At 48.0% G+C, this 24,005-nt stretch carries 18 protein-coding genes, 2 tRNA genes and 4 pseudogenes; 11 read left to right on the forward strand and 13 right to left on the reverse strand.

The annotated features are described in order from the left end of the window. Positions 1-314: 314 nt before the first annotated feature. Positions 315-1,378 (reverse strand): annotated as a pseudogene (hemE, locus tag CS022_RS16110) (uroporphyrinogen decarboxylase). 376 nt (positions 1,379-1,754) lie between these two features. Here hemE and CS022_RS24915 point away from each other — a divergent pair. From CS022_RS24915 to rsd, 3 genes are all read left to right on the forward strand, one after another. Further along, positions 1,755-1,922 carry a hypothetical protein gene (locus tag CS022_RS24915; RefSeq protein WP_161569654.1) on the forward strand — a complete coding sequence of 56 codons (168 nt, stop codon included), beginning with the start codon at positions 1,755-1,757 and terminating at the stop codon, positions 1,920-1,922. A gap of 397 nt (positions 1,923-2,319) precedes the next feature. Continuing rightward, complete coding sequence (locus tag CS022_RS16115; protein ID WP_129123150.1) at positions 2,320-3,075, forward strand: hypothetical protein; 756 nt, start codon at positions 2,320-2,322, stop codon at positions 3,073-3,075. Positions 3,076-3,570: 495 nt separating this feature from the next. Further along, positions 3,571-4,056: a sigma D regulator gene (gene rsd / locus CS022_RS16120; RefSeq protein ID WP_129123151.1), complete on the forward strand. Its 486-nt coding sequence runs from the start codon at positions 3,571-3,573 to the stop codon at positions 4,054-4,056. Here the strand turns inward: rsd and CS022_RS16125 are convergent. Continuing rightward, positions 4,033-4,953, reverse strand: coding sequence for a LysR family transcriptional regulator (locus tag CS022_RS16125; protein WP_129123152.1), 921 nt, complete (start codon positions 4,951-4,953; stop codon positions 4,033-4,035). The two genes, rsd and CS022_RS16125, sit on opposite strands and share 24 nt — an antisense overlap. Before the next feature lie 161 nt (positions 4,954-5,114). Here CS022_RS16125 and CS022_RS27775 point away from each other — a divergent pair. From CS022_RS27775 to CS022_RS16150, 8 genes and pseudogenes are all read left to right on the forward strand, one after another. Further along, positions 5,115-5,591: pseudogene (locus CS022_RS27775) on the forward strand (ABC transporter ATP-binding protein); the annotation flags it as partial. Positions 5,592-5,609: 18 nt separating this feature from the next. Beyond that, a complete protein-coding gene (locus CS022_RS28190) occupies positions 5,610-6,281 on the forward strand; it encodes an ABC transporter ATP-binding protein (protein ID WP_235869564.1) in 672 nt (223 codons plus the stop codon). A gap of 30 nt (positions 6,282-6,311) precedes the next feature. Beyond that, the gene (locus CS022_RS16135) at positions 6,312-6,959 is read left to right on the forward strand and encodes a carbohydrate ABC transporter permease (RefSeq protein WP_201746302.1); all 648 of its coding nucleotides are present in this window, start codon (positions 6,312-6,314) and stop codon (positions 6,957-6,959) included. Positions 6,960-6,986: 27 nt separating this feature from the next. Further along, positions 6,987-7,244 carry a sugar ABC transporter permease gene (locus CS022_RS25455; protein ID WP_201746303.1) on the forward strand — a complete coding sequence of 86 codons (258 nt, stop codon included), beginning with the start codon at positions 6,987-6,989 and terminating at the stop codon, positions 7,242-7,244. Further along, on the forward strand, positions 7,241-8,080 hold the full coding sequence (locus CS022_RS16140; protein ID WP_129123153.1) for a carbohydrate ABC transporter permease: 840 nt from the start codon (positions 7,241-7,243) through the stop codon (positions 8,078-8,080). The genes CS022_RS25455 and CS022_RS16140 overlap by 4 nt, the downstream gene beginning before the upstream one ends. Positions 8,081-8,285: 205 nt before the next feature. Continuing rightward, positions 8,286-9,197: an extracellular solute-binding protein gene (locus CS022_RS16145; RefSeq protein WP_201746304.1), complete on the forward strand. Its 912-nt coding sequence runs from the start codon at positions 8,286-8,288 to the stop codon at positions 9,195-9,197. Next, entirely contained in the window at positions 9,194-9,415 is a 222-nt protein-coding gene (locus CS022_RS25460; RefSeq protein ID WP_201746305.1) for a hypothetical protein, read from the forward strand. Before CS022_RS16145 ends, CS022_RS25460 begins: the two co-directional genes overlap by 4 nt. Positions 9,416-9,469: 54 nt before the next feature. Beyond that, positions 9,470-10,429 carry a phosphodiesterase gene (locus CS022_RS16150; RefSeq protein WP_129123154.1) on the forward strand — a complete coding sequence of 320 codons (960 nt, stop codon included), beginning with the start codon at positions 9,470-9,472 and terminating at the stop codon, positions 10,427-10,429. Here CS022_RS16150 and rpoC read toward each other — a convergent pair. From rpoC to CS022_RS16205, 11 genes and pseudogenes are all read right to left on the reverse strand, one after another. After that, a pseudogene (gene rpoC / locus CS022_RS16155) lies at positions 10,379-14,592 on the reverse strand (DNA-directed RNA polymerase subunit beta'). The gene CS022_RS16150 and the pseudogene rpoC sit on opposite strands and share 51 nt — an antisense overlap. Before the next feature lie 87 nt (positions 14,593-14,679). After that, positions 14,680-18,705 (reverse strand): DNA-directed RNA polymerase subunit beta, encoded by a 4,026-nt coding sequence (rpoB, locus tag CS022_RS16160; RefSeq protein WP_129123167.1) that lies wholly within the window; start codon positions 18,703-18,705, stop codon positions 14,680-14,682. 227 nt (positions 18,706-18,932) lie between these two features. Next, on the reverse strand, positions 18,933-19,301 hold the full coding sequence (gene rplL / locus CS022_RS16165; RefSeq protein ID WP_129123155.1) for a 50S ribosomal protein L7/L12: 369 nt from the start codon (positions 19,299-19,301) through the stop codon (positions 18,933-18,935). A gap of 60 nt (positions 19,302-19,361) precedes the next feature. Then, positions 19,362-19,856, reverse strand: a complete 495-nt coding sequence (rplJ, locus tag CS022_RS16170) for a 50S ribosomal protein L10 (protein ID WP_129123156.1) — start codon at positions 19,854-19,856, stop codon at positions 19,362-19,364. Between the two features lie 240 nt (positions 19,857-20,096). After that, positions 20,097-20,801, reverse strand: a complete 705-nt coding sequence (gene rplA / locus CS022_RS16175; RefSeq protein ID WP_129123157.1) for a 50S ribosomal protein L1 — start codon at positions 20,799-20,801, stop codon at positions 20,097-20,099. Between the two features lie 4 nt (positions 20,802-20,805). Further along, positions 20,806-21,234 (reverse strand): 50S ribosomal protein L11, encoded by a 429-nt coding sequence (gene rplK, locus CS022_RS16180; RefSeq protein ID WP_129123158.1) that lies wholly within the window; start codon positions 21,232-21,234, stop codon positions 20,806-20,808. Between the two features lie 125 nt (positions 21,235-21,359). Continuing rightward, positions 21,360-21,905, reverse strand: coding sequence for a transcription termination/antitermination protein NusG (gene nusG / locus CS022_RS16185; RefSeq protein WP_129123159.1), 546 nt, complete (start codon positions 21,903-21,905; stop codon positions 21,360-21,362). Positions 21,906-21,916: 11 nt separating this feature from the next. Further along, positions 21,917-22,291, reverse strand: coding sequence for a preprotein translocase subunit SecE (gene secE / locus CS022_RS16190; protein ID WP_129123160.1), 375 nt, complete (start codon positions 22,289-22,291; stop codon positions 21,917-21,919). A gap of 220 nt (positions 22,292-22,511) precedes the next feature. Beyond that, positions 22,512-23,697 (reverse strand): annotated as a pseudogene (gene tuf, locus CS022_RS16195) (elongation factor Tu). 109 nt (positions 23,698-23,806) lie between these two features. Further along, positions 23,807-23,882 (reverse strand) — tRNA-Thr (locus CS022_RS16200). An 11-nt stretch (positions 23,883-23,893) separates the two neighbouring features. Continuing rightward, positions 23,894-23,967: transfer RNA gene (locus CS022_RS16205), tRNA-Gly, on the reverse strand. Between the last annotated feature and the right edge of the window lie 38 nt (positions 23,968-24,005).

The raw sequence follows: 24,005 nt of genomic DNA on the forward strand, positions 1-24,005 counted from the left end.
TACCTGCCTTCTTCGATACGAAGATTGGTATCGATTAAGCCCTAGATTCCATCACTCAGATGAGCATATTTACAACGTAGCTAAATCAAACCTGTCGTAATTATCTATTACTACATGGCTTAACCATTACGTATCAGTACGGATGTACAGCTTTTTTATTGATAAACAGCGAAAAGATGAGCGGAATTTGGAAGTGATTTGAGATATGAAGATAAGGTATTGAATTTTATAAAATTAAAGCACATGTACAGCGATTTAAGGAATTTCCCCGGTAAAGGTATTCGCCACTCACACTTGCGAGTGGCGACAGGGAATTACTGATGGTATGGCTTTGAGAGCTCATGTACGGCATCAACAAAGACACCCGCATTTTCAGGCGGTACATCAAGATGAATGCCGTGACCAAGATTGAACACGTGGCCTGTCCCTTCGCCATAGCCTTCCAAAATGGTTGCGACTTCCTCACGGATACGTTCTGGCGAGGCATAAAGCATGGATGGGTCCATATTCCCCTGCAGCGCGACTTTGTCACCGATACGGTGACGAGCATCAGCGATATTAATAGTCCAATCGAGACCCACCCCATCACAGCCCGTATCGGCGATTTTCTCCAGCCACATACCACCGTTTTTGGTGAATAACGTCACAGGGACACGGCGGCCGTCATTCTCACGGATCAGACCATCGACAATCTTGTGCATGTATTGCAGCGAGAAATCGTTGTAGTCTCGAGGCGTCAGCACCCCGCCCCAGGTATCAAAGACCATCACTGACTGCGCACCTGCTCTGATTTGTGCGTTCAGATAATCAATGACACTGTCAGCGAGCTTATCCAGCAACAGATGAAGCGTCTGCGGATCGGCATACATCATTTTTTTGATTTTGGTGAACGCTTTGGAGCTGCCACCTTCAACCATGTATGTTGCCAGTGTCCATGGGCTGCCAGAGAAGCCGATCAAGGGGACATCACCATTCAGCCTTTACGGATGGTACGTACAGCATTCATGACGTACTGCAGTTCACCTTCAGGGTCTGGGTTACCTATTTTCTCAACGTCAGCCTTACAGGTAATAGGACGCTCAAACTTTGGCCCTTCACCAGTCTCAAAGTAAAGGCCAAGACCCATTGCATCAGGGATAGTGAGAATATCTGAAAACAAGATGGCGGCATCAAGCGGAAAACGACGCAAAGGTTGTAAGGTCACCTCACAAGCCAGTTCAGCGTTTTTACACAGTGACATAAAGTCGCCAGCCTGTGCGCGGGTCGCTTTGTACTCTGGCAGATAGCGGCCAGCCTGACGCATCATCCAAACGGGCGTGCAATCAACAGGTTGTTTAAGCAGAGCGCGCAGGTAGCGATCATTTTTCAGTTCAGTCATTGTTTCCTTCCTGGCAAAAAATTACAGCTATTGTAACACCCTCCCGGTATCTCGTAGAGGCACCTGTGCGGGGGGGATCATAAATATTTCACGTCAAATACCGGATAGTTTGCCCGGTGTTTACACACGTGTTAAAAATTTAAGTCTTACAATAACGATGTCTGAAAGACAAAAATCCATATTCGCATCTTGTCCCGCCTCCCTACGGCGGGTTTTTTCTTTTATTTTGTTTTTATTCGAAACTAAATAGACACTTACCTCAAACCCCTTGCTCAAAATTTGCTCAATTATGTGATCTTAATCAAAGTTTAATTCCATGATCAGGCGTAGCCTGCTTTCTCGGTCTCAACTTTGATGAAATGTATAGGAATTGAGTATGAATATGAAAGTAACTATAGAGCTTCTTGAGGCAGGCATTTACAAAGACCGTTGCTGGCAACCCGCATTCAAAGCAGACAAATCGCAGGTATGCCGTGTTTCTCCGTCTTACGCTGCACATCTGATCAAAGAGAAGAAAGCGGTGCTTCACTCAGTCACGAGATAACCCCGCACAACATCAAACCGTACTGCCTCGATCTCACCTGCTTAGCGGCATCAGGGCAGTGTGGTTTGATAGCGTCTTAGCATCACTTTTCTTTCCTCTTTTTTATACCTTCCGCCCTCTATTAAACGTCTTATTGAGAAATGAACGTAAAGTGAAACTGGCAGAAATATTTTGCCTCGATCCATTTCTACCCATCACACATTTACCATAGTCATTATGCTCTCGCGTTAACTTTGAAACACGTGCTTCTAAAGGTATTAATTATTTAGTAATGGCCGATAAGGCTATAGCCTTAATTCTGAATTAGTGCTGACATTCTATTTCGCTACGAAGTGCAACAAAAACATAACAAGCACGCGAATACATGGATTTCCTTTCTACATAAAGGGTATGCGCTATGAAGATACGAACAATATGCTTAATGACAGCCTCAGTAATAATGCTTGGCGGCTGTTTCAGTACTACAGATTCTGACAACATTGCCAGCAAAGGTGTTTGGTCAAGAATGACCGCGCAATCTGACGGAAAAAACACAGAGATCACCGTTGAATTAAACGTGGAAAATGATGTTGGAACGAATATCCAGCTCGCCAACAACGAATCTCTGATAGCTCAACTGGGGCAACAGCAAAAAGAGTTAAATGAGAGCAATGTACTGGCTAATGTCAGCTATTCAACCAACTTTGCCACTAGCCAAGATGGCTCTGTCGCTACCGTCACCTTTAATCGAGATGATGGTTCTGTACTGACCTCAACGGCAACGATTCCAGACAGTTTTACCATCAACCAACCGCTTGAAAACCAGAGTGCAGGGAAAAATGACAGAGTAAACGTTGATTGGACAACAACAAGTGGAGAAACCAATATCGATATTCGATTAACGGCCACTTGTACGTTCAAAAGCTCGGGCCTTCCCCGCACAATAACGCAAGATTTTAATAGCGTAGGAGATACCGGGGCTTACAGTATTAATCTTAGTAATATTTCGGGCCTTCAAAGCGCGGATCTTGATCAAACAAAAGACTGTTCATCCACGGTTACGCTATGGCGAAAAATGAAAGGTAAAGCGGACAGTAAGCTCGCTGCTGGCAGTCTGGCGACAGGCATACAGAAGCGCCAATCAAAGACATTTCTAATCAAGCTAGACCGCTAAATACTCAATTGGCAGTATATGTCGCTGTTCATGATATAGCGGCATATACTTTCTAAGACAGGCGTACAAGAAATAAAAAATAACATCTTGTTCAACATCTTATATTTTGCGTTTGCTACGTATTTTTTGCCAAAATTTGACTTTGTTTTCCCAACGTCATAGTGAGTCACCGCTAACATATTTAACGGGCAAAACGAGATTAAATTGGGCAATTTCAATCACTTCTGACCATAATATACAAGTAGAAGACTAGGGGTGCTGATCTGCTTCGTCTTTTCGGTCTTGTTGTGACCTGACATAAACAAAGGATGAATCTGTACAGCTGGAATTGGATGCCAATTCCCATACCTTGATAAACAGGTGTTTTACTGGCAATCTGTTTTTCGGTATCAATACCGGTGAATTTGCAAACCTGAATAAAACAAAGGTATTACCTTGCATAAAAACCCGCAGAGGAATTACTCGGGTTAGCTTATTCAATGATGGGGACATGTCATGCTTAACAAGGTCGAACAGTTACAGCAACAGTGGGGCGGCTACAGCGATATTATCGATTACTGGCTCAACCTCAGGCAGGAACTGCTGCTAGAATATTGTAAAATTGCTGGTCTCTCTGCTAAAAACAATGCGACATTACCGACACAAGAAGAACTGAATCGTTTCTGTGAAAACTTGGTCGATTACATCTCTGCTGGTCATTTCAAAATCTATGACATGGTCATGGATCGCTGGAAACAAAATAAGTTCTCCACCAATGAAGAGATTGACCAACTGTATCAGCGCATTGTCGATACCACCGAACCCCTTCTCGACTTCAACGACAAATACAGCAAGATAAAAATGGAAGACGTTGAGGATGACGTTGAAAAGTTCGATGGCCATATATCAAGGGTGGGTGAGTTAATGGAACTCAGGTTCGAGTTCGAAGATTCACTCATTTCTATGATAGCTGACAGCCTAGCCGCGAAAGAACAGGCATAAGCTACCATTGCTACAGACAGCCAACACTAGTTGCTGTTTGAGACTCGCCAGTAAACGACCCACCAAACCTGTCCCAGCGCGCTGCTTCACAGCCACTGCACACAAGGTGTGATTTTCTGAAAACTCTTCGATTGCAATGCACACCAAGCCTTTCTGAGGAGAAATTGACTGCCTCAAGGCAATAGAAACACCCAACCCCTGCCTGACTGCATATTGCATCATTTCATAGTTCGCCAGAATATTGTGTGTCGGGAAATCTACCTTATACTCCAGACATTTTTTGTCTACCCACTGCCGGGTATAGCTTTCCTCGTGAAAACGAATAAAAGTCTCACCTTCTAACTCTTTCAGGCGTATCTGCTTTCGTAAAGAAAGTGGGTTGGTCTCAGGCAATACAGACACAAATTGATGCTGTTCAATTGGAATACAGGCCAATCCTGAGCAGTTTTCAGGCGCCATAAATATTCCCACATCCACTTCCCTATTCCTCAGTAACGAGACGCCGATTTTCCAAGGTGCCATTCGAATATTGATGCAGGTGTCGGGTACTTCTGCCTGAAAAGGGGCCAGCATTCTCATTGCCGGATAAGACGTACTGATAAAGACGTTCAGCATCCCGCCTTTGCCTGACATGTACGCTGTGGCTCTTTCGTTGAATCTGTTTTCCAGACTCTGTAATTGGTCTGCCACTTCGAATAAGTCACGTCCAGCGGCCGTCAGTTCAGTACCTCGGGAACTTCTGACAAAAACATCGATGCCGAGAGCCTCCTCCATTGCCTGTATATGCTGTGTGACAGTGCTTTGGCTAACACCCAGCGCACGCGCGGCTTTAGAAAAACTTCTCTCTCTGCCAACCGCGGCAAAAGCAATGATCTGGTAACGGCTTATTTTCATCATCGAAAGTCCCACATCGCAAAAAATCAGCTGAAATCGGTCTAACTAATCACTCTATTATCCAGAGTAATATGACGCCTTAATTGATTCATCAATTCTTCCCCCTCTTGTTTGTGGTCTTAATTACTATTTTGACGATCTTATCAGTCATCAGGAACCGACAAATGACAGGTATCACGTTAGATGGAATTTCAAAACACCATGGGGAAACTCAGGTTCTAAAGGACTTGTCGCTGACAGTAAAAGACGGTGAATTTCTCACTCTGGTCGGTCCTTCTGGTTGCGGAAAGTCCACACTGTTAAAGCTAATAGCAGGACTCGATACGCCGACCGGTGGCCAAATCAAAATCGGCGATGTTCGTGTAGAGCAATCACCGCCAAGTGCACGCAATATTGCAATGGTTTTTCAGTCTTATGCGCTTTACCCACACCTCAGCGTGGAAGGAAACATTAGCGTCCCATTGGAAATGCGCTGGTTGACTGCTTGGCAACGATTTCCGTTTATTGGGTGATTTCTTCCGGGTGCAGCGTCATGCCGACAAAACATCAAAGATAAAGCACATGAGGTCGCTACAAGCCTTGGACTTGAATCTCTGCTGGACAGAAAACCGGGACAGCTCTCCGGTGGTCAACGACAACGGGTCGCGTTAGCGCGTGCAATGGTCAGAGAACCCGCGGCATTCCTTTTTGATGAGCCTCTGTCCAACCTTGATGCCAAACTCAGGGTGGAGATGCGTGCTGAGATCAGTCAGCTCCACCAGCAACTGGGAACCACATTTATTTACGTCACACACGATCAAGCCGAAGCCATGACAATGTCTGATCGTATTGCCGTGATGATGGAGGGGGAAATCGTCCAGATTGGTTCACCCGATGACCTCTATCATCAACCAAAGGATATCCGTGTCGCACGCTTCATTGGCTCTCCACCAATGAACCTTCTCAATGCTGAAATAGTTTCGAATACCCTTATGCTGCTCAGTCAGCAACGCCGGATAGAAAGTGAGTTGAGTGACGGGCATGTACAGGTTGGTATCCGCTCAGAAGATATCTTTCTCGTTGAAACTGTCGAACACCCAAAACCAGATTTTATCACCCACGGCATAATCACTCATATCGAAAATCTGGGTGCAGAGTATTACCTCACGCTTAATAATGAAAACAGTCACCATTCCTCCATCACATTAAGGCTGCCTTACCAGCAGGCAAAAGGTAAGCAACGAGGACAGAGAGTCCACGTCGGTTTTATGCTTTCCCACTGCCATGTTTTTAACGAACAAGGCAAGCGCACGGATGTACATCAGACACCTCTAGAGGTGGTACATGGCTAACAACGTGCACTATCGACACCAAAGAGCGGGATGGCTGCTGAGTCTGCCTGCCTCATAATGATGGCTCTTCTTTTGCTGGCCCCTGTCGTTATTGCCGTCATTTTATCTTTCACCCAGTACAGTCTTGGCAGTGATCATTTCTCTTGGGTGGGCTTTGATAACTATCTAAAAGTCTTTAACCATAGTCGTTATCAGAAGATGTTCGGTGCAACCCTCGGTTACGTAGCCATTGTTGTCCCTATTTCGATGATATTGGGGCTGGGTACGGCGATGCTGATTAACTCACTAAGAGTTGGAAAGGACATCTACAAAACCATCTATTTTCTCCCTGTCATGGCATCTCTTTTAGCGATAGCCATTGTCTGGGAGTTTACCCTTCACCCCACCGTCGGCATCATCAACGATACCTTGGCATCAGGTTGTAATAGTGGCTTCTGGTATCCCTTCCTGACAGGCAGCTGGTATGGCAACCCGGTTAACGAAAGCTGGTACGGGAACGCCTGTGCGGACAGTTTCCCGCTATGGCTAGGCGACCGAGACTTCGCGTTACCGACATTGGCATTTATTGGTATTTGGCAAACCTTCGGTTTCAACATGGTGTTATACCTCGCAGGCTTAATGTCTGTACCTCAACACCTCTATCAAGCCGCAGCAATCGATGGCGTAAACTCAGTCTAGTCACGATTTAGCCTAGTAACATGGCCAATGCTTGGTCCTACCACCGTCTTTGTTGTCACCATCACTATCATCCGCTCCTTTCAGGTCTTCGACAGTGTTGAAGCCCTCACACAGGGTGGCCCAGTGAAAAGTACCTACGTGATGATGTATGCGGTATACGAAAAAGCCATACAGCAAAACCTAGTGGGTATGGGAGCCGCCGTCACCGTGTTGTTCCTGCTCTTTGTCATGTTGCTGACCACTGTGCAGCGCTGGTATACCGAACGTAAGGTGCACTACTCATGATCTCATCCAGCCCAACACGCGAAGCTATCAAGCATCTGACACTTTTCCTCGGTGCACTTATTGTTCTGTTGCCGTTTTACGTGATGCTCAGTTATTCCTTTAAATCGCCTAAAGAGATTGAAACCAATACTGGTGGCTTTTTCGGTGCGCAGGCAATGATGGTTGACGAGCACTGTGTCGCCCTTGGTAATCCGAGAAAAGACTGCGAGCAACGCCCTGTGGTATTCAATTATACGCAGGCATTTAAAGAATCGCCGCTTCTTCGTTACATGCTCAACGGGGTAATTGTCACAGCCTCTATCTTCTTCTTTCAGGTGTTGATCAGCGTGCCCGCTGCTTATGCTCTCTCCAAGCTGCAATGGTGGGGGCGAGATACGGTTTTCCAGCTTGTGTTGTTTTCCTTATTGATCCCTATCCACGCCATCGCTCTGGTGATCCCATGGACGATTTCTGTTTTCGGTATCTTCCTGATGCGGCAGTTCTTTAAAACCGTCCCTGACGAGCTGCTTGATGCGGCACGCTTGGATGGCATGAGTGAGTTCTCAATTATTTGGCGCGTCATGCTTCCAACCGCTATTCCCGCCTTGATGGCGTTTGGCATTTTCTCGGTTGTCGCACACTGGAATGACTACTTCTGGCCAAAAATCGTCATCACGGGAGACAGAGAACTGTTCACGCCACCGCTCGGGCTGCGCGAATTTAAGGGAGATGCCGACGGCTCTGCATGGGGGCCAATGATGGCAACGGCCACCGTGATTGTTATGCCGCTTATCGTTGCTTTTCTCCTTGCCCAGAAGAAGTTTATCGAAGGAATTACTTTGTCTGGATTCAAGTAAGTCAGACAGTTAACACCCGGCAGAGGGTCTGCCGGATAACCCAAGATCGAGTGAAAGGAAACAATGATGAAACGTGCAATGCTCTGTGTCTCTGTGTCTCTTTGTCATCAATGCTCGCTTTTTCCGCGCAAGCGGTAGAGATTGAAGTCGCTTACCCGTACTCACACCTGTTTGATGTGACATACGAAAAGATCATGAAAAGATCATGAAAGGATTCGAAGCGGATCATCCTGAGATTAAGGTGAAGTTCCGCGCTGTTTATGACAGCTATGAAGATGGTACCAACACCGTTCTTCGAGAGTCACTGTCTGGCAACCTGCCTGACGTCACCATGCAAGGCCTGAATCGTCAGGCAAATCTGGTCGAAAAAGGTATCGCTCAGTCCCTGGAACCGTTTATCGCTAAAGAAGCACAGTTTGAAAAAGACGGTTACCACGAGGCCATGCTGTCTCTGGGCACTTTCGATAATCAGGTATACGGCCTGCCGTTCTCCGTGTCACTCCCCGTTGGTTACTACAACATGGACCTGATGAAAAAAGCCAACATCAACAAGATGCCAGAGACATGGGAAGAAGTCGTGGGTGCCTGCCGCTCACTACGCCAAGCCGGCGTAAAAAACCCGGTTTTCTGGGGCTGGAACATCACGGGTAACTGGTTCATACAATCAATGTTGTGGAGTCAGGATATGCCGATCATTCAGGATAAGAAACTGAATATCGACAATCCTCAGGGTCTTACCGCACTGAAAACCATTCGCTCTATTTTCCGTGATTGTGAAATGAAAAACCTGTCATGGAAAGACGCGCTGGCGTCTTTCTCTGCCGGTGAAATTGCCATGATGTACTGGTCTACATCGGCACTGGGTGCGATAGAGCGTGCAAAAGGTGACTTTGTATTGAAGACACACGAATTCCCGGGAATCAAGACGGCACCTCTGGGTCTGCCAGCCGGCGGTAACTCTGCGATGATGGTCTCTCAGTCGAAAGACCCTGAGCGCCGAGAGGCAGCATGGACCTTCATTAAATACATTACGTCAGGTCAGGTCAGGGCGCTGCGGCAGTGGCACAAACCACGGGCTACATGCCACCCAACAAAGCTGCGAATGAAATCATTTTGAAAGATTTCTATCAGCAAAACCCCAACAAGGAAACCGCTGTTCGTCAATTGCCTCTGCTACGCGAGTGGATTGCATACCCCGGTGATAACGGCCTTGCTGTCACTCAAGTTATCTACGACGGTCTTGAAGCGCTGTTAGTGGGTGAGTCGGATGACGTGGAAGACCTCCAGCAAGAACTGCTCGATGAGGTTAACGGCCTGCTCACGGTTAGAAACTAATCATTTGTAAAACATCCTAGCGGCCACAGGGCCGCTTTTTTGGAGCATCATGTCATGATGAAACTGATCCACCTGACCGACCCACATATTGTCCCAGAACACGAAACCTTGTTTGGCCTAAAACCTTACCAACGTTTACGTCTCGCCATAGACAGTATCAATCGCGAGCATGGCGATGCAGATTTGGTCGTCATTACTGGTGACCTTACCCACAAAGGCCAGCCCGAAGCGTATCAACTCCTCAAACAGGAGCTGAGCAATCTGTTACCACCGCTCGCGTTATTGCCCGGCAACCATGATGATAATGGTTACTTATGTGAATACTTTCCAGAATTACAAACGGACTCTGAGGACTTTATACAGCGCCGTTTAACCTTACCGGCAGGCGAATTGATATTGCTTGATACCACAATTCCGGGGACCCATATCGGACACTATGGCGAGCAAAAACGTAAGTGGTTGGAGGCTGAGTTAAAAGCGAGTCATGGCCGCGATGTTTACCTGTTTGCACATCACACTCCATTTGATATGGGCCTCAAGCCACTGGATAATCTCCGGATCCCTGATGTTGACGCAGCGCCTTTTATTTCATTGCTACGCCAGCATTCTAACATTAAGCACTACTTTTTTGGCCACCTGCATAGGCCGCTGAGTGGGTCTTTCCACGGCATTCCATTTAGCACTCTTCGTGGCACAGCGCATCAGGTCTGGTTAGATTTTACCTCTCAGACAGAGATCCCAGGCAGTCATGAACAAGCCGCTTTTGTGTTGTCTTTATCGACAAGAACAATGTCATTGTTCATACCCATGACTTTATGGACGACTCTGAGAAATTCAGCCTCAATGATGGCGTTTCAGCAGCCGAATAGCGACGAAAGTCATCATTCAACAGCTCATAAAGCAGAAACTGAAAATAAAAAAGGCACCCGCTTGGGTGCCTTTTCGATTCAGTCTGGAGACGAATTAGTTATCGTCGTTCAGGCCTGCATTAAGCAGCGCTGCCAGATCCTGTGATGCCTGCTCAGCATCGATTTGAGGAACCACTGGCTCTTCAACATCTACACGCTTAACTTGGCGATCTTTGTGGTACGCGAAGCCGGTACCCGCAGGGATCAGACGACCAACGATGACGTTCTCTTTCAAACCACGCAGTTCATCACGCTTACCAGAAACTGCAGCTTCGGTAAGTACGCGCGTCGTTTCCTGGAACGATGCGGCTGAGATGAACGACTCAGTAGCCAGCGATGCTTTGGTAATACCCAGCAGATCGCGCTCGTAGCCCGCTGCCACTTTGCCTTCAGCTTCAAGCTTACGGTTAGCGATGGTCACGCGAGAGTATTCTACCTGCTCACCTTCTAGGAAGTCAGAGTCTCCCGATGACATGATAGTTACCTTGCGAAGCATCTGACGAACGATAGTCTCGATGTGCTTGTCGTTAATCTTAACGCCTTGCAGACGGTAAACGTCTTGCACTTCGTTAGTGATGTACTCAGTAACCGCACGCACGCCACGGAGACGCAGGATATCGTGCGGTGCTTCTGGGCCATCAGCGATTACGTCACCTTTATCGACCTTCTCACCTTCAAATACGTTGAGCTGACGCCACTTAGGAATCATTTCTTCGTATGGGCTACCTTCGGTCGGGGTGATGATCAGACGACGCTTACCTTTGGTTTCTTTACCGAAGGATACTGCACCCGTGATCTCAGCAAGAATCGCAGGCTCTTTTGGCTTACGTGCTTCGAACAGGTCAGCAACGCGTGGCAGACCACCCGTGATATCTTTCGTACCGCCAGATTCCTGAGGGATACGCGACAGCGTGTCACCGATACCAACCAGCGCATTATCTTCCAACTGAACAATCGCTTTGCCCGGCAGGAAGTATTGTGCAGGCATATCAGTACCTGGGATCATGACATCGTTGCCCGCAGCATCAATCAGCTTGATGGTAGGACGCATGTCTTTACCAGCACTGGTGCGCTCTGCAGCGTCCAGAACAACCATTGAAGACAGGCCAGTCAGTTCATCAGTTTGACGCTGAACGGTCACGCCATCAACGAGGTCAACGAAGGTAACACGACCTTCCACTTCGGTGATGATTGGCATTGTGTGCGGGTCCCAGTTTGCGACGGTCTCGCCCGTTGCAACCTGATCGCCATCCTCTTTCGCTAGGATAGTACCGTAAGGCAGCTTATAGCTCTCTTTCGTACGACCGAACTCATCAACGATGGTCAGTTCAGAAGCACGTGAGGTGATTACCAGCTTGCCGTCGTTGTTCTTAACGAACTTCGCGTTGTGCAGGTGTAAAGAACCGTTGTTCTTGACCTGAATGCTGTTCTCAGCAGCCGCACGCGATGCCGCACCACCGATGTGGAACGTACGCATGGTAAGCTGTGTACCCGGTTCACCGATTGACTGCGCCGCGATAACACCGACCGCCTCACCATGGTTAACCATGTGGCCACGAGCCAGATCACGACCGTAACAGTATGCACAACAACCGAAGTCAGTCTCACAGGTTACGACAGAACGTACTTTCACTTGGTCAACAGAGTATTGCTCCAGAATGTCACACCACTTCTCATCAAGTAGGGTGTTACGTGGGGCAAGGACTTCTTCTGTACCCGGCTTAAGCACATCTTCCGCGACAACACGACCCAGAACACGCTCACGCAGTGCTTCTTTAACGTCACCACCTTCGATAACTGCCATCATGTTGATACCTTCTTCGGTACCACAGTCAGTTTCGGTAACAACCACGTCCTGAGCAACGTCAACCAGACGACGAGTCAGGTAACCCGAGTTCGCAGTCTTCAGTGCGGTATCCGCAAGACCTTTACGCGCACCGTGCGTCGAGATGAAGTACTGAAGTACGTTCAGACCTTCACGGAAGTTCGCCGTGATTGGCGTTTCGATGATAGAGCCATCCGGCTTCGCCATCAGACCACGCATACCCGCCAACTGACGAATCTGTGCAGCCGAACCACGAGCACCTGAATCGGCCATCATGTATACGCTGTTGAACGATTTCTGCTCTTCTGGCTCACCGTCACGGTTGATAACTGTCTCGTTAGACAGGTTATCCATCATCGCTTTGGCAACCTGCTCATTCGCAGCAGCCAGATATCGATAACTTTGTTGTAACGCTCACCAGCAGTAACCAGACCAGACTGGAACTGCTCCTGAATCTCAGCAACTTCAGCTTCTGCTGCTTCGATCAGGTCATATTTAGCCTGTGGAACAACCATGTCGTCGATACCAACAGATACACCAGACAGTGCCGCGTATGCGAAACCGGTGTACATGATTTGGTCAGCGAAGATAACAGTATCTTTCAGACCCATGGTACGGTAACAAGTGTTCAGCAGGTTAGAGATCTGCTTTTTACCCAGTGCTTGGTTAACAATGCTGTAAGGCATACCTTCAGGTACAATTGCCCAAAGCATGGCACGGCCAACAGTAGTATCTACCAGCTCAACTTTCTCAGTACGATTGCCCATGTCGTCAATCTGTACTTCTCTCACACGCACTTTAACGCGTGCGTGAAGTTCAGCGCTGCCAGTACGGTATGCTTTCTCAGCTTCCGCTGGGCCAGCCAAGTAAAGGCCTTCACCTTTGGCATTTACTTTTTCACGGGTCATGTAGTAAAGACCCAGTACAACGTCCTGAGAAGGTACGATGATTGGATCACCGGACGCAGGAGACAGGATGTTGTTGGTAGACATCATCAGCGCACGTGCTTCAAGCTGTGCTTCCAGTGTCAACGGTACGTGTACCGCCATCTGGTCACCATCGAAGTCGGCGTTATATGCCGCACAAACGAGTGGGTGAAGCTGAATAGCTTTACCTTCGATCAACACAGGTTCAAACGCCTGAATACCCAGACGGTGAAGTGTTGGTGCACGGTTCAGCAGTACTGGATGTTCACGGATAACTTCATCCAGAATATCCCATACAACCGCTTCTTCGCGCTCAACCATTTTCTTAGCTGCTTTGATTGTAGTCGCCAGACCACGGGTCTCAAGCTTGCCGTAGATGAATGGTTTGAACAGCTCAAGTGCCATCTTCTTAGGAAGACCACACTGATGCAGACGAAGGTATGGACCTACGGTGATTACCGAACGGCCAGAATAGTCTACACGTTTACCAAGTAGGTTCTGACGGAAACGACCTTGCTTACCTTTGATCATGTCAGCGAGCGATTTCAGTGGGCGCTTGTTAGAGCCCGTGATCGCACGACCACGACGACCGTTGTCCAGCAGTGCATCCACTGACTCTTGCAGCATACGTTTTTCGTTACGTACGATGATGTCAGGTGCTGCCAGATCCAGAAGGCGTTTCAGACGGTTATTACGGTTGATGACGCGACGGTACAGATCGTTAAGATCAGATGTAGCGAAGCGGCCACCGTCCAGTGGTACCAGCGGACGAAGATCCGGCGGAAGTACTGGCAGAACAGTCAGGATCATCCACTCAGGGTTGTTTCCAGACTGCAGGAATGCTTCAACAAGCTTCAAACGCTTGGTGATTTTCTTGCGCTTAGTTTCAGAGTTGGTTTCTTCCAGCTCTTCACGCATCAGCTCAGTTTCAGCTTGCAGGTCCATGTTTGACAGCAAGGCTTTAACTGCTTCGGCACCCATGCGAGCGTCGAATTCGTCGCCCCATTGCTCAAGCTTGTCAAGGTACTGCTCTTCAGTCAGCATCTCGCCACGCTCAAGATCGGTCATGCCTGGCTCGATCACAACGTATGATTCGAAGTACAGCACGCGCTCGATGTCACGCAAAGGCATGTCCATCAGCAAACCGATACGGGACGGCAGTGACTTCAGGAACCAGATGTGGGCAACAGGTGAAGCCAGCTCAATGTGACCCATACGCTCACGGCGTACTTTGGTCTGAGTAACTTCTACACCACATTTTTCACAGATCACGCCACGGTGCTTGAGGCGCTTATATTTACCGCAAAGACATTCGTAGTCTTTTACCGGGCCAAAGATACGTGCACAGAACAGGCCGTCACGCTCAGGCTTAAAGGTACGGTAGTTGATGGTTTCTGGCTTTTTCACTTCACCAAACGACCATGAACGGATCATGTCTGGCGAAGCAAGACCGATTTTGATTGCATCAAATTCTTCGGTCTTGTGTTGTGCTTTCAGAAACTTAAGTAAGTCTTTCACATTCGGCTCCTGTGAGGAGTTGACCCACGAAGGCGCTGACAGGCAGCGCCTTCATATTCATACCGGAATTAACGGTTAAGCGTTCGCTTACTCGTCTTCCAGCTCGATGTTGATACCCAACGAGCGGATCTCTTTCAGCAGTACGTTGAAAGATTCCGGCATACCCGGTTCCATGCGGTGATCGCCATCGACGATGTTCTTATACATCTTCGTACGGCCGTTCACGTCATCCGACTTAACTGTCAGCATTTCCTGAAGGGTGTATGCTGCGCCATATGCTTCAAGCGCCCACACTTCCATCTCACCGAAACGCTGGCCACCGAACTGAGCCTTACCACCCAGCGGCTGCTGAGTAACTAGGCTGTAAGAACCGGTAGAACGGGCGTGCATCTTGTCATCAACCAAGTGGTTCAGTTTCAGCATGTACATGTAACCGACAGTTACAGGACGCTCAAACTTCTCACCAGTGCGGCCATCAAACAGGTTAAGCTGACCAGATTCTGGCAGGTCACCCAGTTTTAACAGCTCTTTGATTGCGCCTTCTGGCGCACCATCGAACACTGGTGTTGCGATCGGTAGACCACCACGCAAGTTCGAAATCAGGGTACGAACTTCATCATCAGACAACGTCGCAATATCGACGTTCTGACGTGTATCGCCCAGATCATAAACCTTCTGCAGGAACTCGCGGAATTTAGCCAGCTCTTGCTGTTCTTTGAGCATCTGGTTGATCTTGTCACCGATACCTTTCGCCGCAAGGCCAAGGTGAGTTTCCAAGATCTGACCGATGTTCATACGCGATGGTACACCCAGCGGGTTAAGTACGATGTCGACAGGCTGACCTTTCTCATCGTAAGGCATGTCTTCAACAGGGTTAATCTTAGAAATTACACCCTTGTTACCGTGACGACCTGCCATCTTATCACCAGGCTGGATACGACGTTTAACAGCCAGATAGACCTTAACAATTTTAAGGACACCTGGTTGTAGGTCATCACCCTGAGTGATCTTACGACGCTTGGTATCAAACTTCTTATCGAAGTCAGCTTTCAGCTCATCGTACTGTTCAGCCAGTTGCTCCAGCTGAGTTTGTTGTGCTTCATCGTCAAGCGTCTGTGACAACATGGTCTGACGATCCATGTTCATCAGCTTGTCTTCGCTATAACCCGCTTGACCAAGCAGAGTGCGAACACGTGCAACCAGACCACCTTCCAGAATCGCGAACTCTTCTGTCAGGTCTTTCTTGGCTTCTTTCAGCTGCATCTCTTCAATTTCGAGAGCACGCTTGTCTTTTTCAACACCGTCACGGGTGAAGATCTGAACGTCGATAACAGTACCCGAAACACCATTTGGTACACGAGTAGACGAATCTTTAACGTCAGATGCTTTCTCACCAAAGATCGCACGCAGCAGTTTCTCTTCTGGCGTCAGCTGAGTTTCACCTTTCGGTGTTACCTTACCAACCAGAATGTCGCCGCCTTTCACTTCAGCACCGATGTAGACAACACCAGACTCATCCAGTTTTGACAGCGCAGATTCACCCACATTAGGGATATCTGCCGTGATTTCCTCGCTACCCAGCTTGGTGTCACGTGCTGTACAGGTAATTTCCTGAATGTGAATCGTGGTCAGACGGTCTTCCTGAACAACACGTTCAGAAACGAGGATGGAATCCTCAAAGTTGTAACCGTTCCAAGGCATGAACGCGATACGCATATTCTGGCCAAGTGCCAGCTCACCAAGGTCCGTAGAGGGACCGTCAGCCAGAACGTCACCGCGTGCAACAGGCTCGCCTGGCAGTACGGTTGGACGCTGGTTGATGCAGGTGTTCTGGTTAGAACGGGTGTATTTGGTCAGGTTGTAGATGTCGATACCCGCTTCGCCCGGTACCAGTTCATCTTCATTAACCTTAACAACGATACGTGATGCATCAACAGACTGGATAACACCACCGCGTTTAGCTACTGCAGTTACACCAGAGTCGACCGCTACCGCACGCTCAATACCCGTACCTACCAGCGGCTTATCAGCACGCAGAGTCGGTACGGCCTGACGTTGCATGTTCGCACCCATCAGTGCACGGTTCGCATCGTCGTGCTCGAGGAATGGGATCAGAGACGCTGCCACGGATACAACCTGGTTGGTTGCAACGTCCATGTACTGAACGTGTTCACGTGAGTGCAGACCTGATTCACCTTTCTGACGAGCAGTAATCAGCTCTTCTGCCAATGAGCCATCTTCGTGCAGCACAGCATTTGCCTGTGCGATAACGAACTGGCCTTCTTCAATAGCAGAGAGGTAATCAATATCATCAGTCACTTTACCGTCAACAACACGACGATATGGTGTCTCAAGGAAACCATACGGGTTGGTACGCGCAAACGCGGACAGTGAGTTAATCAGACCGATGTTTGGACCTTCAGGTGTTTCGATAGGACACAGACGACCGTAGTGGGTGGTGTGTACGTCTCGAACTTCAAAGCCTGCGCGTTCACGCGTCAGACCACCTGGACCCAGAGCAGAAATACGACGCTTGTGCGTCACTTCTGATAGTGGGTTGTTCTGGTCCATAAACTGTGACAGTTGAGAAGAGCCGAAGAACTCTTTTACTGCCGCAGAGATAGGTTTCGCGTTGATCAAATCCTGAGGCATGATGGCATCAAGATCGCCAAGGCTCAGACGCTCTTTAACAGCGCGCTCAACACGTACTAGGCCAACACGGAACTGGTTTTCAGCCATTTCGCCAACTGAACGGATACGACGGTTACCAAGGTGGTCAATGTCATCCACTTCACCGATACCGTTACGGATATCGATAAGCTTACGCATAACATCGATGATGTCGTCGTGGCTCAGCGTGCCTGGACCCGTCATTTCTTCACGGATCAGTGAGCTGTTGAACTTCATACGACCTACAGCAGAGAGGTCGTAGCGATCTTCAGAGAAGAACAGACTTTCAAACAGTTGCTCGGCAGCTTCACGCGTTGGTGGCTCACCTGGGCGCATCATGCGGTAAATTTCTACCAGCGCAGACAGGCGATCAGTTGTGCTGTCAGTACGCAGGGTATCTGACATATATGGGCCGTGATCAAGGTCGTTGGTAAACAACGTCTCAATCTTCTTATGACCCGCTTGTGACAGCAACGCCAGCATTTCCAGGCTCAATTCCTGGTTCGCTGTTGCAATCACTTCGCCCGTTTCCTCGTTGATGTAGTCACGTGCAGCTACTTTGCCCACGATGTACTCAACAGGAACTTCAATCTGCTCAACATTGTCTTTCGACAGTTGGCGAATGTGGCGTGCAGTAATACGACGACCTTTTTCGACGTAAGTCGTACCGTTCGCTTCAATATCAAAGCTGGCAGTCTCACCACGCAGACGGTCTGGAACCAAATCCATCACCAAAGACTTTCCTTGAACTTCGAAGTTAATCTTTTCGAAGAACAGATCAAGAATTTGCTCTGTCGTGTATTCCAGTGCACGAAGAATAATAGACGCAGGCAGCTTACGACGACGGTCTATACGAACATAGACGAGGTCTTTCGGGTCGAATTCGAAATCCAACCATGAACCGCGGTAAGGAATAATGCGTGCATTATAGAGCACCTTACCAGAGGAATGGGTTTTACCCTTATCGCTGTCGAAGAAGACGCCCGGGCTACGATGCAGCTGGGATACGATAACCCTCTCAGTACCATTGATGACAAAGGTACCGTTGTCAGTCATGAGTGGAATTTCACCCATGTAGACTTCTTGCTCTTTAATGTCTTTTACGGTGCCAGCCGGTGCGTCTTTGTCGAACATCACCAGACGTAATTTTACGCGCAGTGGCGCAGAATACGTTAAACCGCGAATCTGGCATTCTTTGACATCGAAACTTGGCTCACCGAGACGATAGCTAACGTATTGCAGCTCGGAATTGCCATTGTAGCTCTGAATTGGAAAGACAGAGCGAAAGGCAGCTTCAAGACCGTATTGCCCTTCTGGATCCTGCTCGATAAATTTCTGAAAGGAATCAAGCTGGATCGACAGCAAGTATGGCACATCCAACACTTGTGGACGCTTGCCAAAATCCTTACGGATACGCTTTTTCTCGGTATAAGAGTAAACCATAGGGTTCCTCAGCTCGCTGATAAGTGACCCGAACTGTCCAGAGTGATGGACAGTAACTAAACAACCACCGTTTACTGTAGGTACACTGGAGGAAATTTCCAGTGTTATTGCATGGTTAGTAGTGACTAAACGGGGTGTAAAATTCACTACTACCCTACAGCGCAAAAAGGCCGGTGGCTATTTAGCCACCAGCCTTAGCCTTTTCAGGCTAGGAAATTAAGTAAGAATTACTTAACTTCAACAGAAGCACCAGCTTCTTCCAGTTGCGCTTTCAGAGCTTCTGCTTCTTCTTTAGAAACAGCTTCTTTCAGCGGAGCTGGAGCACCGTCAACAACGGCTTTAGCTTCTTTCAGGCCCAGACCAGTTGCGCCACGTACTGCTTTGATAACAGCAACTTTGTTACCGCCAACAGCAGTCAGAACTACGTCAAATTCAGTTTGCTCTTCAGCAGCTTCACCGCCTGCTGCGCCGCCCGCTACTACAGCTGCTGCTGCAGAAACGCCGAATTTTTCTTCCATAGCTTCGATAAGCTCAACAACTTGCATTACAGACATTTCTGCAACTGCGTCTAGGATTTGCTCGTTAGTGATAGACATAACAATTCTCTTTAAAGTCAACAATTAGTTTAAATAGCAACCAGTTAAAAGCAAGGCAAATTATGCCGCAGCTTCTTCTTTTTGGTCGCGAAGTGCTGCAAAAGTACGAACCAGCTTGCCAGCAGAAGCTTCTTTCATGCACATCATCAGGCGTGCAATAGCTTCGTCGTAAGTTGGCAGGGTCGCCAGTACTTCAGCGTCGGTCAGGTTACCTTCGAATGCAGCAGCTTTGATTTCGAAATCTTTGTTCTCTTTTGCGAAGTCTTTAAAAAGACGCGCAGCGGCACCAGGGTGCTCGTTAGAGAAACCGATCAGAGTAGGACCAACAAAAGTGTCTTGCAGACACGTGTAGTCGGTACCTTCTACTGCGCGACGTGCTAGGGTGTTACGAACAACTTTCATGTAAACACCCGCTTCACGCGCTTGTTTACGTAGAGAAGTCATCGCGTCAACCGAAACGCCACGAGAATCAGCTACAACTGCAGACAGGGCAACACCGGCAGCTTCGTTGACTTCAGCAACAATTGCTTTTTTGTCTTGAAGGTTTAATGCCATTTGGATTTGCTCCTGGATTATATTTACACCACTCGCTGCTTCACAGCAGGAGAGTAATTACGGCGCAGATCCAAGAAAGAAAAATATCTATCATGTTCTGGCACCGTCTACGTAGGTAGATATTAAGTTATTGCCACAAAAGGACATAACGCCTACGGTCTTGGACGAAATCCAACATAGTTGGACTCAGCCATGAATTTTGAAGCGGCAGATTATACTATAAGCTGCCGCTTCAGGCAATTAGCTTGCGCTGGTTTCCAGAGTATTCTGGTCAACAGACACACCAGCACCCATGGTAGTAGAGAGGCTGATCTTCTGCAGGAAAGTACCTTTAGCAGAAGCAGGTTTTGCTTTTTTCAGCGCAACCAACAGAGCTTCTAGGTTTTCTTTCAGTTTGTCAGCGTCAAAATCTACTTTACCGATAGTAGTGTGGATGATGCCGTTTTTGTCGTTACGGTAACGAACCTGACCTGCTTTCGCGTTCTTAACCGCGTCAGCAACGTTAGGGGTTACAGTACCCACTTTAGGGTTTGGCATCAGACCGCGTGGACCCAGGATAGTACCTAGTTGACCAACAACGCGCATTGCATCTGGAGATGCGATAACTACGTCGAAGTTCATCTCGCCTTTCTTAACTTGCTCAGCCAGGTCTTCCATACCAACGATGTCAGCACCGGCTTCTTTAGCAGCTTCAGCGTTTGCACCCTGAGTGAATACCGCAACGCGGATATCACGACCAGTACCGTGTGGCAGTACAGTTGCACCGCGTACATTTTGGTCTGATTTACGTGCATCAATGCCGAGGTTTACTGCAACATCAACACTTTCTACGAATTTAGCAGTAGCCAGTTCTTTTAGAAGAGCAACAGCTTCGTTGATCTCGTACTCGCGAGTAACATCAACTTTGTCACGGATAACGCGCATGCGCTTAGTCAGTTTTGCCATTGTCTTAACCCTCTACTACCAAGCCCATTGAACGAGCAGTACCAGCAATTGAGCGTTTCATCGCTTCAATATCGGCACCCGTCATGTCTTTCGCTTTAGTTTCAGCAATCTCCTGAACCTGAGCGTCAGTAACAGTACCAACTTTCTCAGTGTTAGGACGACCTGAACCAGACTTGATGCCAGCTGCTTTTTTCAGCAGAACTGCTGCAGGTGGAGTCTTAGTTTCGAAAGTGAAAGAACGATCGTTGTATACGGTGATAACAACAGGAGTCGGCAGGCCTTTTTCGATAGATTCTGTACGTGCGTTGAACGCTTTACAGAATTCCATGATGTTAACGCCGTGTTGACCCAGTGCTGGACCAACTGGTGGACTTGGGTTAGCCATACCAGCTGCAACTTGCAGCTTGATGTAAGCTTCTACTTTTTTAGCCATTACTAAATACCTAAATTTGGGTTCAAACGTCTGTTTTTTTGCGAACAGACTCCCCGTTTAACAAAAGGGCGCGAAATTGTATTCAAATTCCGCGCCCTAAGCAATACCTTTCGAACAAAAAACGATCAGGTTTTTTCTACCTGACCAAACTCCAGTTCAACTGGAGTTGCACGTCCGAAAATAGAGACAGAAACCTTAACACGGCTCTTCTCATAATCCACTTCTTCAACCACACCGTTGAAGTCAGCAAACGGTCCTTCAGTAACGCGGACCACTTCACCAGCTTCATAAACAGTTTTGTGCACAGGAGATGCACTTGCCTGCTCAAGGCGGTTAAGAATTGCATCGGCTTCCTTGTCAGAGATAGGTGCTGGGCGATCAGACGTACCACCAATAAAGCCCATCACACGAGGTACACTACGTACCAAGTGCCAAGAATCTTCATTCATGATCATTTGAACTAACACGTAACCAGGGAAAAACTTACGCTCGCTCTTGCGGCGTTGACCCTGACGCATTTCGACCACTTCCTCAGTAGGTACCAGTACCTCGCCGAAGTAGTCTTCCATCTCGTGCATTTTGATATGTTCATTTAGCGACTTGGCTACACGGCCTTCAAATCCAGAGAAGGCTTGAACAACATACCAACGTTTTTTAGGAGCTTCGCTCATGTACTCTTTCCTCACACACCGGTGATAAGGTTGACCAGGTGGACCATGATACCGTCGATGCCCCACAGGATGAGCGACATGACGACAGTGACAGCCAGAACGATGAAAGTTGTCTGTAAAGTTTCCTGCCGTGTGGGCCATACCACTTTACGCACTTCCATACGCGATTCACGTGCAAACTCGATCGCAGCTTTACCTTTTGTCGTTAATGCTGCTATGCCACCAGCGACGGCAACCAACACGACGACTGCTGCGGCTCTAATCACAACGGACACATCACTGTACAGGCTATTTCCCACTACCGCGGCTGCCAGCAAGGCAATAACAACAACCCATTTCAGGTTGTCCATTGACCCAGATGGCGCTTCAGCATTGTTCGCTTTCATACATTCTACCTGTAACTAGTCTAATTCATAGACGACAACAACCTCGCGAGAGCGAGGTGATCTAACCAGAAAAACAGAGATTTAATTCCGAAAAACCTGCTATTTTCCCTTTCCAATCAATTTTGGCGAGGTCAAATGGGTAAAAAGTTGGATTACCCAGACCTTTAGCGCACAAAAAGGGCATCAAATGATGCCCTTTTTGCTAGTGTGTCGTCAAATCTTATTCTGCGATTTTCGCTACAACACCAGCACCAACGGTACGGCCACCTTCACGGATTGCGAAGCGCAGACCTTCGTCCATTGCGATTGGAGCGATCAGCTCTACAACCATTTTGATGTTGTCGCCTGGCATTACCATCTCAACGCCTTCTGGCAGTTCGATAGTACCGGTCACGTCAGTTGTACGGAAGTAGAACTGTGGACGGTAGCCTTTGAAGAACGGAGTATGACGGCCGCCTTCTTCTTTTGACCAGAACGTATACTTCTGACTCGAACTTGGTGTGCGGAGTGATTGAACCAGGCTTAGCCAGTACTTGACCACGCTCAACTTCGTCACGCTTGGTACCACGCAGAAGAACACCAACGTTCTCACCCGCACGGCCTTCGTCAAGAAGCTTACGGAACATTTCAACACCAGTACAAGTAGTCGTGGTAGTTTCTTTGATACCGATGATTGCTACTTCGTCACCAACGTTGATGATACCTTGCTCTACACGACCGGTTACAACAGTACCACGGCCTTGGATAGAGAATACGTCTTCGATTGGCAGGATGAACGGCAGGTCAATTGCACGCTCTGGCTCTGGGATGTATGAATCCAGTGCTTCAGCCAGCTCAACAATCTTGTCTTCCCACTGTTTTTCGCCGTTCAGTGCACCCAAAGCAGAGCCTTGGATCACTGGGCAGTCGTCGCCTGGGAATTCGTATTCAGACAGAAGTTCACGTACTTCCATCTCAACCAGCTCAAGCAGCTCTTCATCATCAACCATGTCACACTTGTTCATGAATACGATGATGTAAGGGATACCAACCTGGCGCCCCAGTAGGATGTGCTCACGTGTTTGTGGCATTGGACCGTCAGTTGCCGCAACAACCAGGATACCACCGTCCATTTGCGCAGCACCAGTGATCATGTTTTTAACATAATCGGCGTGTCCTGGGCAGTCTACGTGTGCGTAGTGACGTGAAGGAGTATCGTACTCTACGTGAGACGTAGAGATAGTGATACCACGCTCACGCTCTTCTGGCGCATTATCGATTGACGCGAAGTCTTTTGCTTCACCGCCGTAAACTTTTGCCAGCGTAGTACAGATAGCAGCAGTCAGAGTTGTTTTACCGTGGTCAACGTGGCCGATAGTACCAACGTTAACGTGCGGTTTCGTACGTTCAAATTTTTCTTTAGACATGACAGTCCCTCTAAGCACGGTATTTTGGTGGCATTACGACCACACACCACAAACATAAGTTTTGTTGCGAATATTACAAATGGCTTGAAGTAACTTGGAAGAGAAAGGATGGTGCTGATACCCAGATTTGAACTGGGGACCTCACCCTTACCAAGGGTGCGCTCTACCGACTGAGCTATATCAGCACTTTAAGAATTGGAGCGGGCAGCGGGAATCGAACCCGCATCATCAGCTTGGAAGGCTGAGGTAATAGCATTATACGATGCCCGCTTTCAGTTTCTCGTAGAGCTATTCAAACTATTTGAAAT

Origin of the sequence: Veronia nyctiphanis (assembly GCF_004116385.1) — a bacterium.
In the GTDB taxonomy this organism is placed as follows: Bacteria; Pseudomonadota; Gammaproteobacteria; order Enterobacterales; family Vibrionaceae; genus Veronia; species Veronia nyctiphanis.

Excerpts from the sequence above, each read along its gene's own strand:
- rplJ (WP_129123156.1), bottom strand. The coding sequence starts at position 19,856 with ATGGCATTAAACCTTCAAGACAAAAAAGCAATTGTTGCTGAAGTCAAC.
- CS022_RS16125 (WP_129123152.1), bottom strand. The coding sequence starts at position 4,953 with ATGATGAAAATAAGCCGTTACCAGATCATTGCTTTTGCCGCGGTTGGC.
- CS022_RS28190 (WP_235869564.1), top strand. The coding sequence starts at position 5,610 with ATGGTCAGAGAACCCGCGGCATTCCTTTTTGATGAGCCTCTGTCCAAC.
- CS022_RS16140 (WP_129123153.1), top strand. The coding sequence starts at position 7,241 with ATGATCTCATCCAGCCCAACACGCGAAGCTATCAAGCATCTGACACTT.
- rpoB (WP_129123167.1), bottom strand. The coding sequence starts at position 18,705 with ATGGTTTACTCTTATACCGAGAAAAAGCGTATCCGTAAGGATTTTGGC.
- secE (WP_129123160.1), bottom strand. The coding sequence starts at position 22,291 with ATGAAAGCGAACAATGCTGAAGCGCCATCTGGGTCAATGGACAACCTG.
- CS022_RS25455 (WP_201746303.1), top strand. The coding sequence starts at position 6,987 with ATGCTTGGTCCTACCACCGTCTTTGTTGTCACCATCACTATCATCCGC.
- CS022_RS24915 (WP_161569654.1), top strand. The coding sequence starts at position 1,755 with ATGAATATGAAAGTAACTATAGAGCTTCTTGAGGCAGGCATTTACAAA.
- CS022_RS16145 (WP_201746304.1), top strand. The coding sequence starts at position 8,286 with ATGAAAGGATTCGAAGCGGATCATCCTGAGATTAAGGTGAAGTTCCGC.
- rplL (WP_129123155.1), bottom strand. The coding sequence starts at position 19,301 with ATGTCTATCACTAACGAGCAAATCCTAGACGCAGTTGCAGAAATGTCT.
- CS022_RS16150 (WP_129123154.1), top strand. The coding sequence starts at position 9,470 with ATGATGAAACTGATCCACCTGACCGACCCACATATTGTCCCAGAACAC.
- CS022_RS16115 (WP_129123150.1), top strand. The coding sequence starts at position 2,320 with ATGAAGATACGAACAATATGCTTAATGACAGCCTCAGTAATAATGCTT.
- CS022_RS16135 (WP_201746302.1), top strand. The coding sequence starts at position 6,312 with ATGGCTGCTGAGTCTGCCTGCCTCATAATGATGGCTCTTCTTTTGCTG.
- rsd (WP_129123151.1), top strand. The coding sequence starts at position 3,571 with ATGCTTAACAAGGTCGAACAGTTACAGCAACAGTGGGGCGGCTACAGC.
- rplK (WP_129123158.1), bottom strand. The coding sequence starts at position 21,234 with ATGGCTAAAAAAGTAGAAGCTTACATCAAGCTGCAAGTTGCAGCTGGT.
- nusG (WP_129123159.1), bottom strand. The coding sequence starts at position 21,905 with ATGAGCGAAGCTCCTAAAAAACGTTGGTATGTTGTTCAAGCCTTCTCT.
- rplA (WP_129123157.1), bottom strand. The coding sequence starts at position 20,801 with ATGGCAAAACTGACTAAGCGCATGCGCGTTATCCGTGACAAAGTTGAT.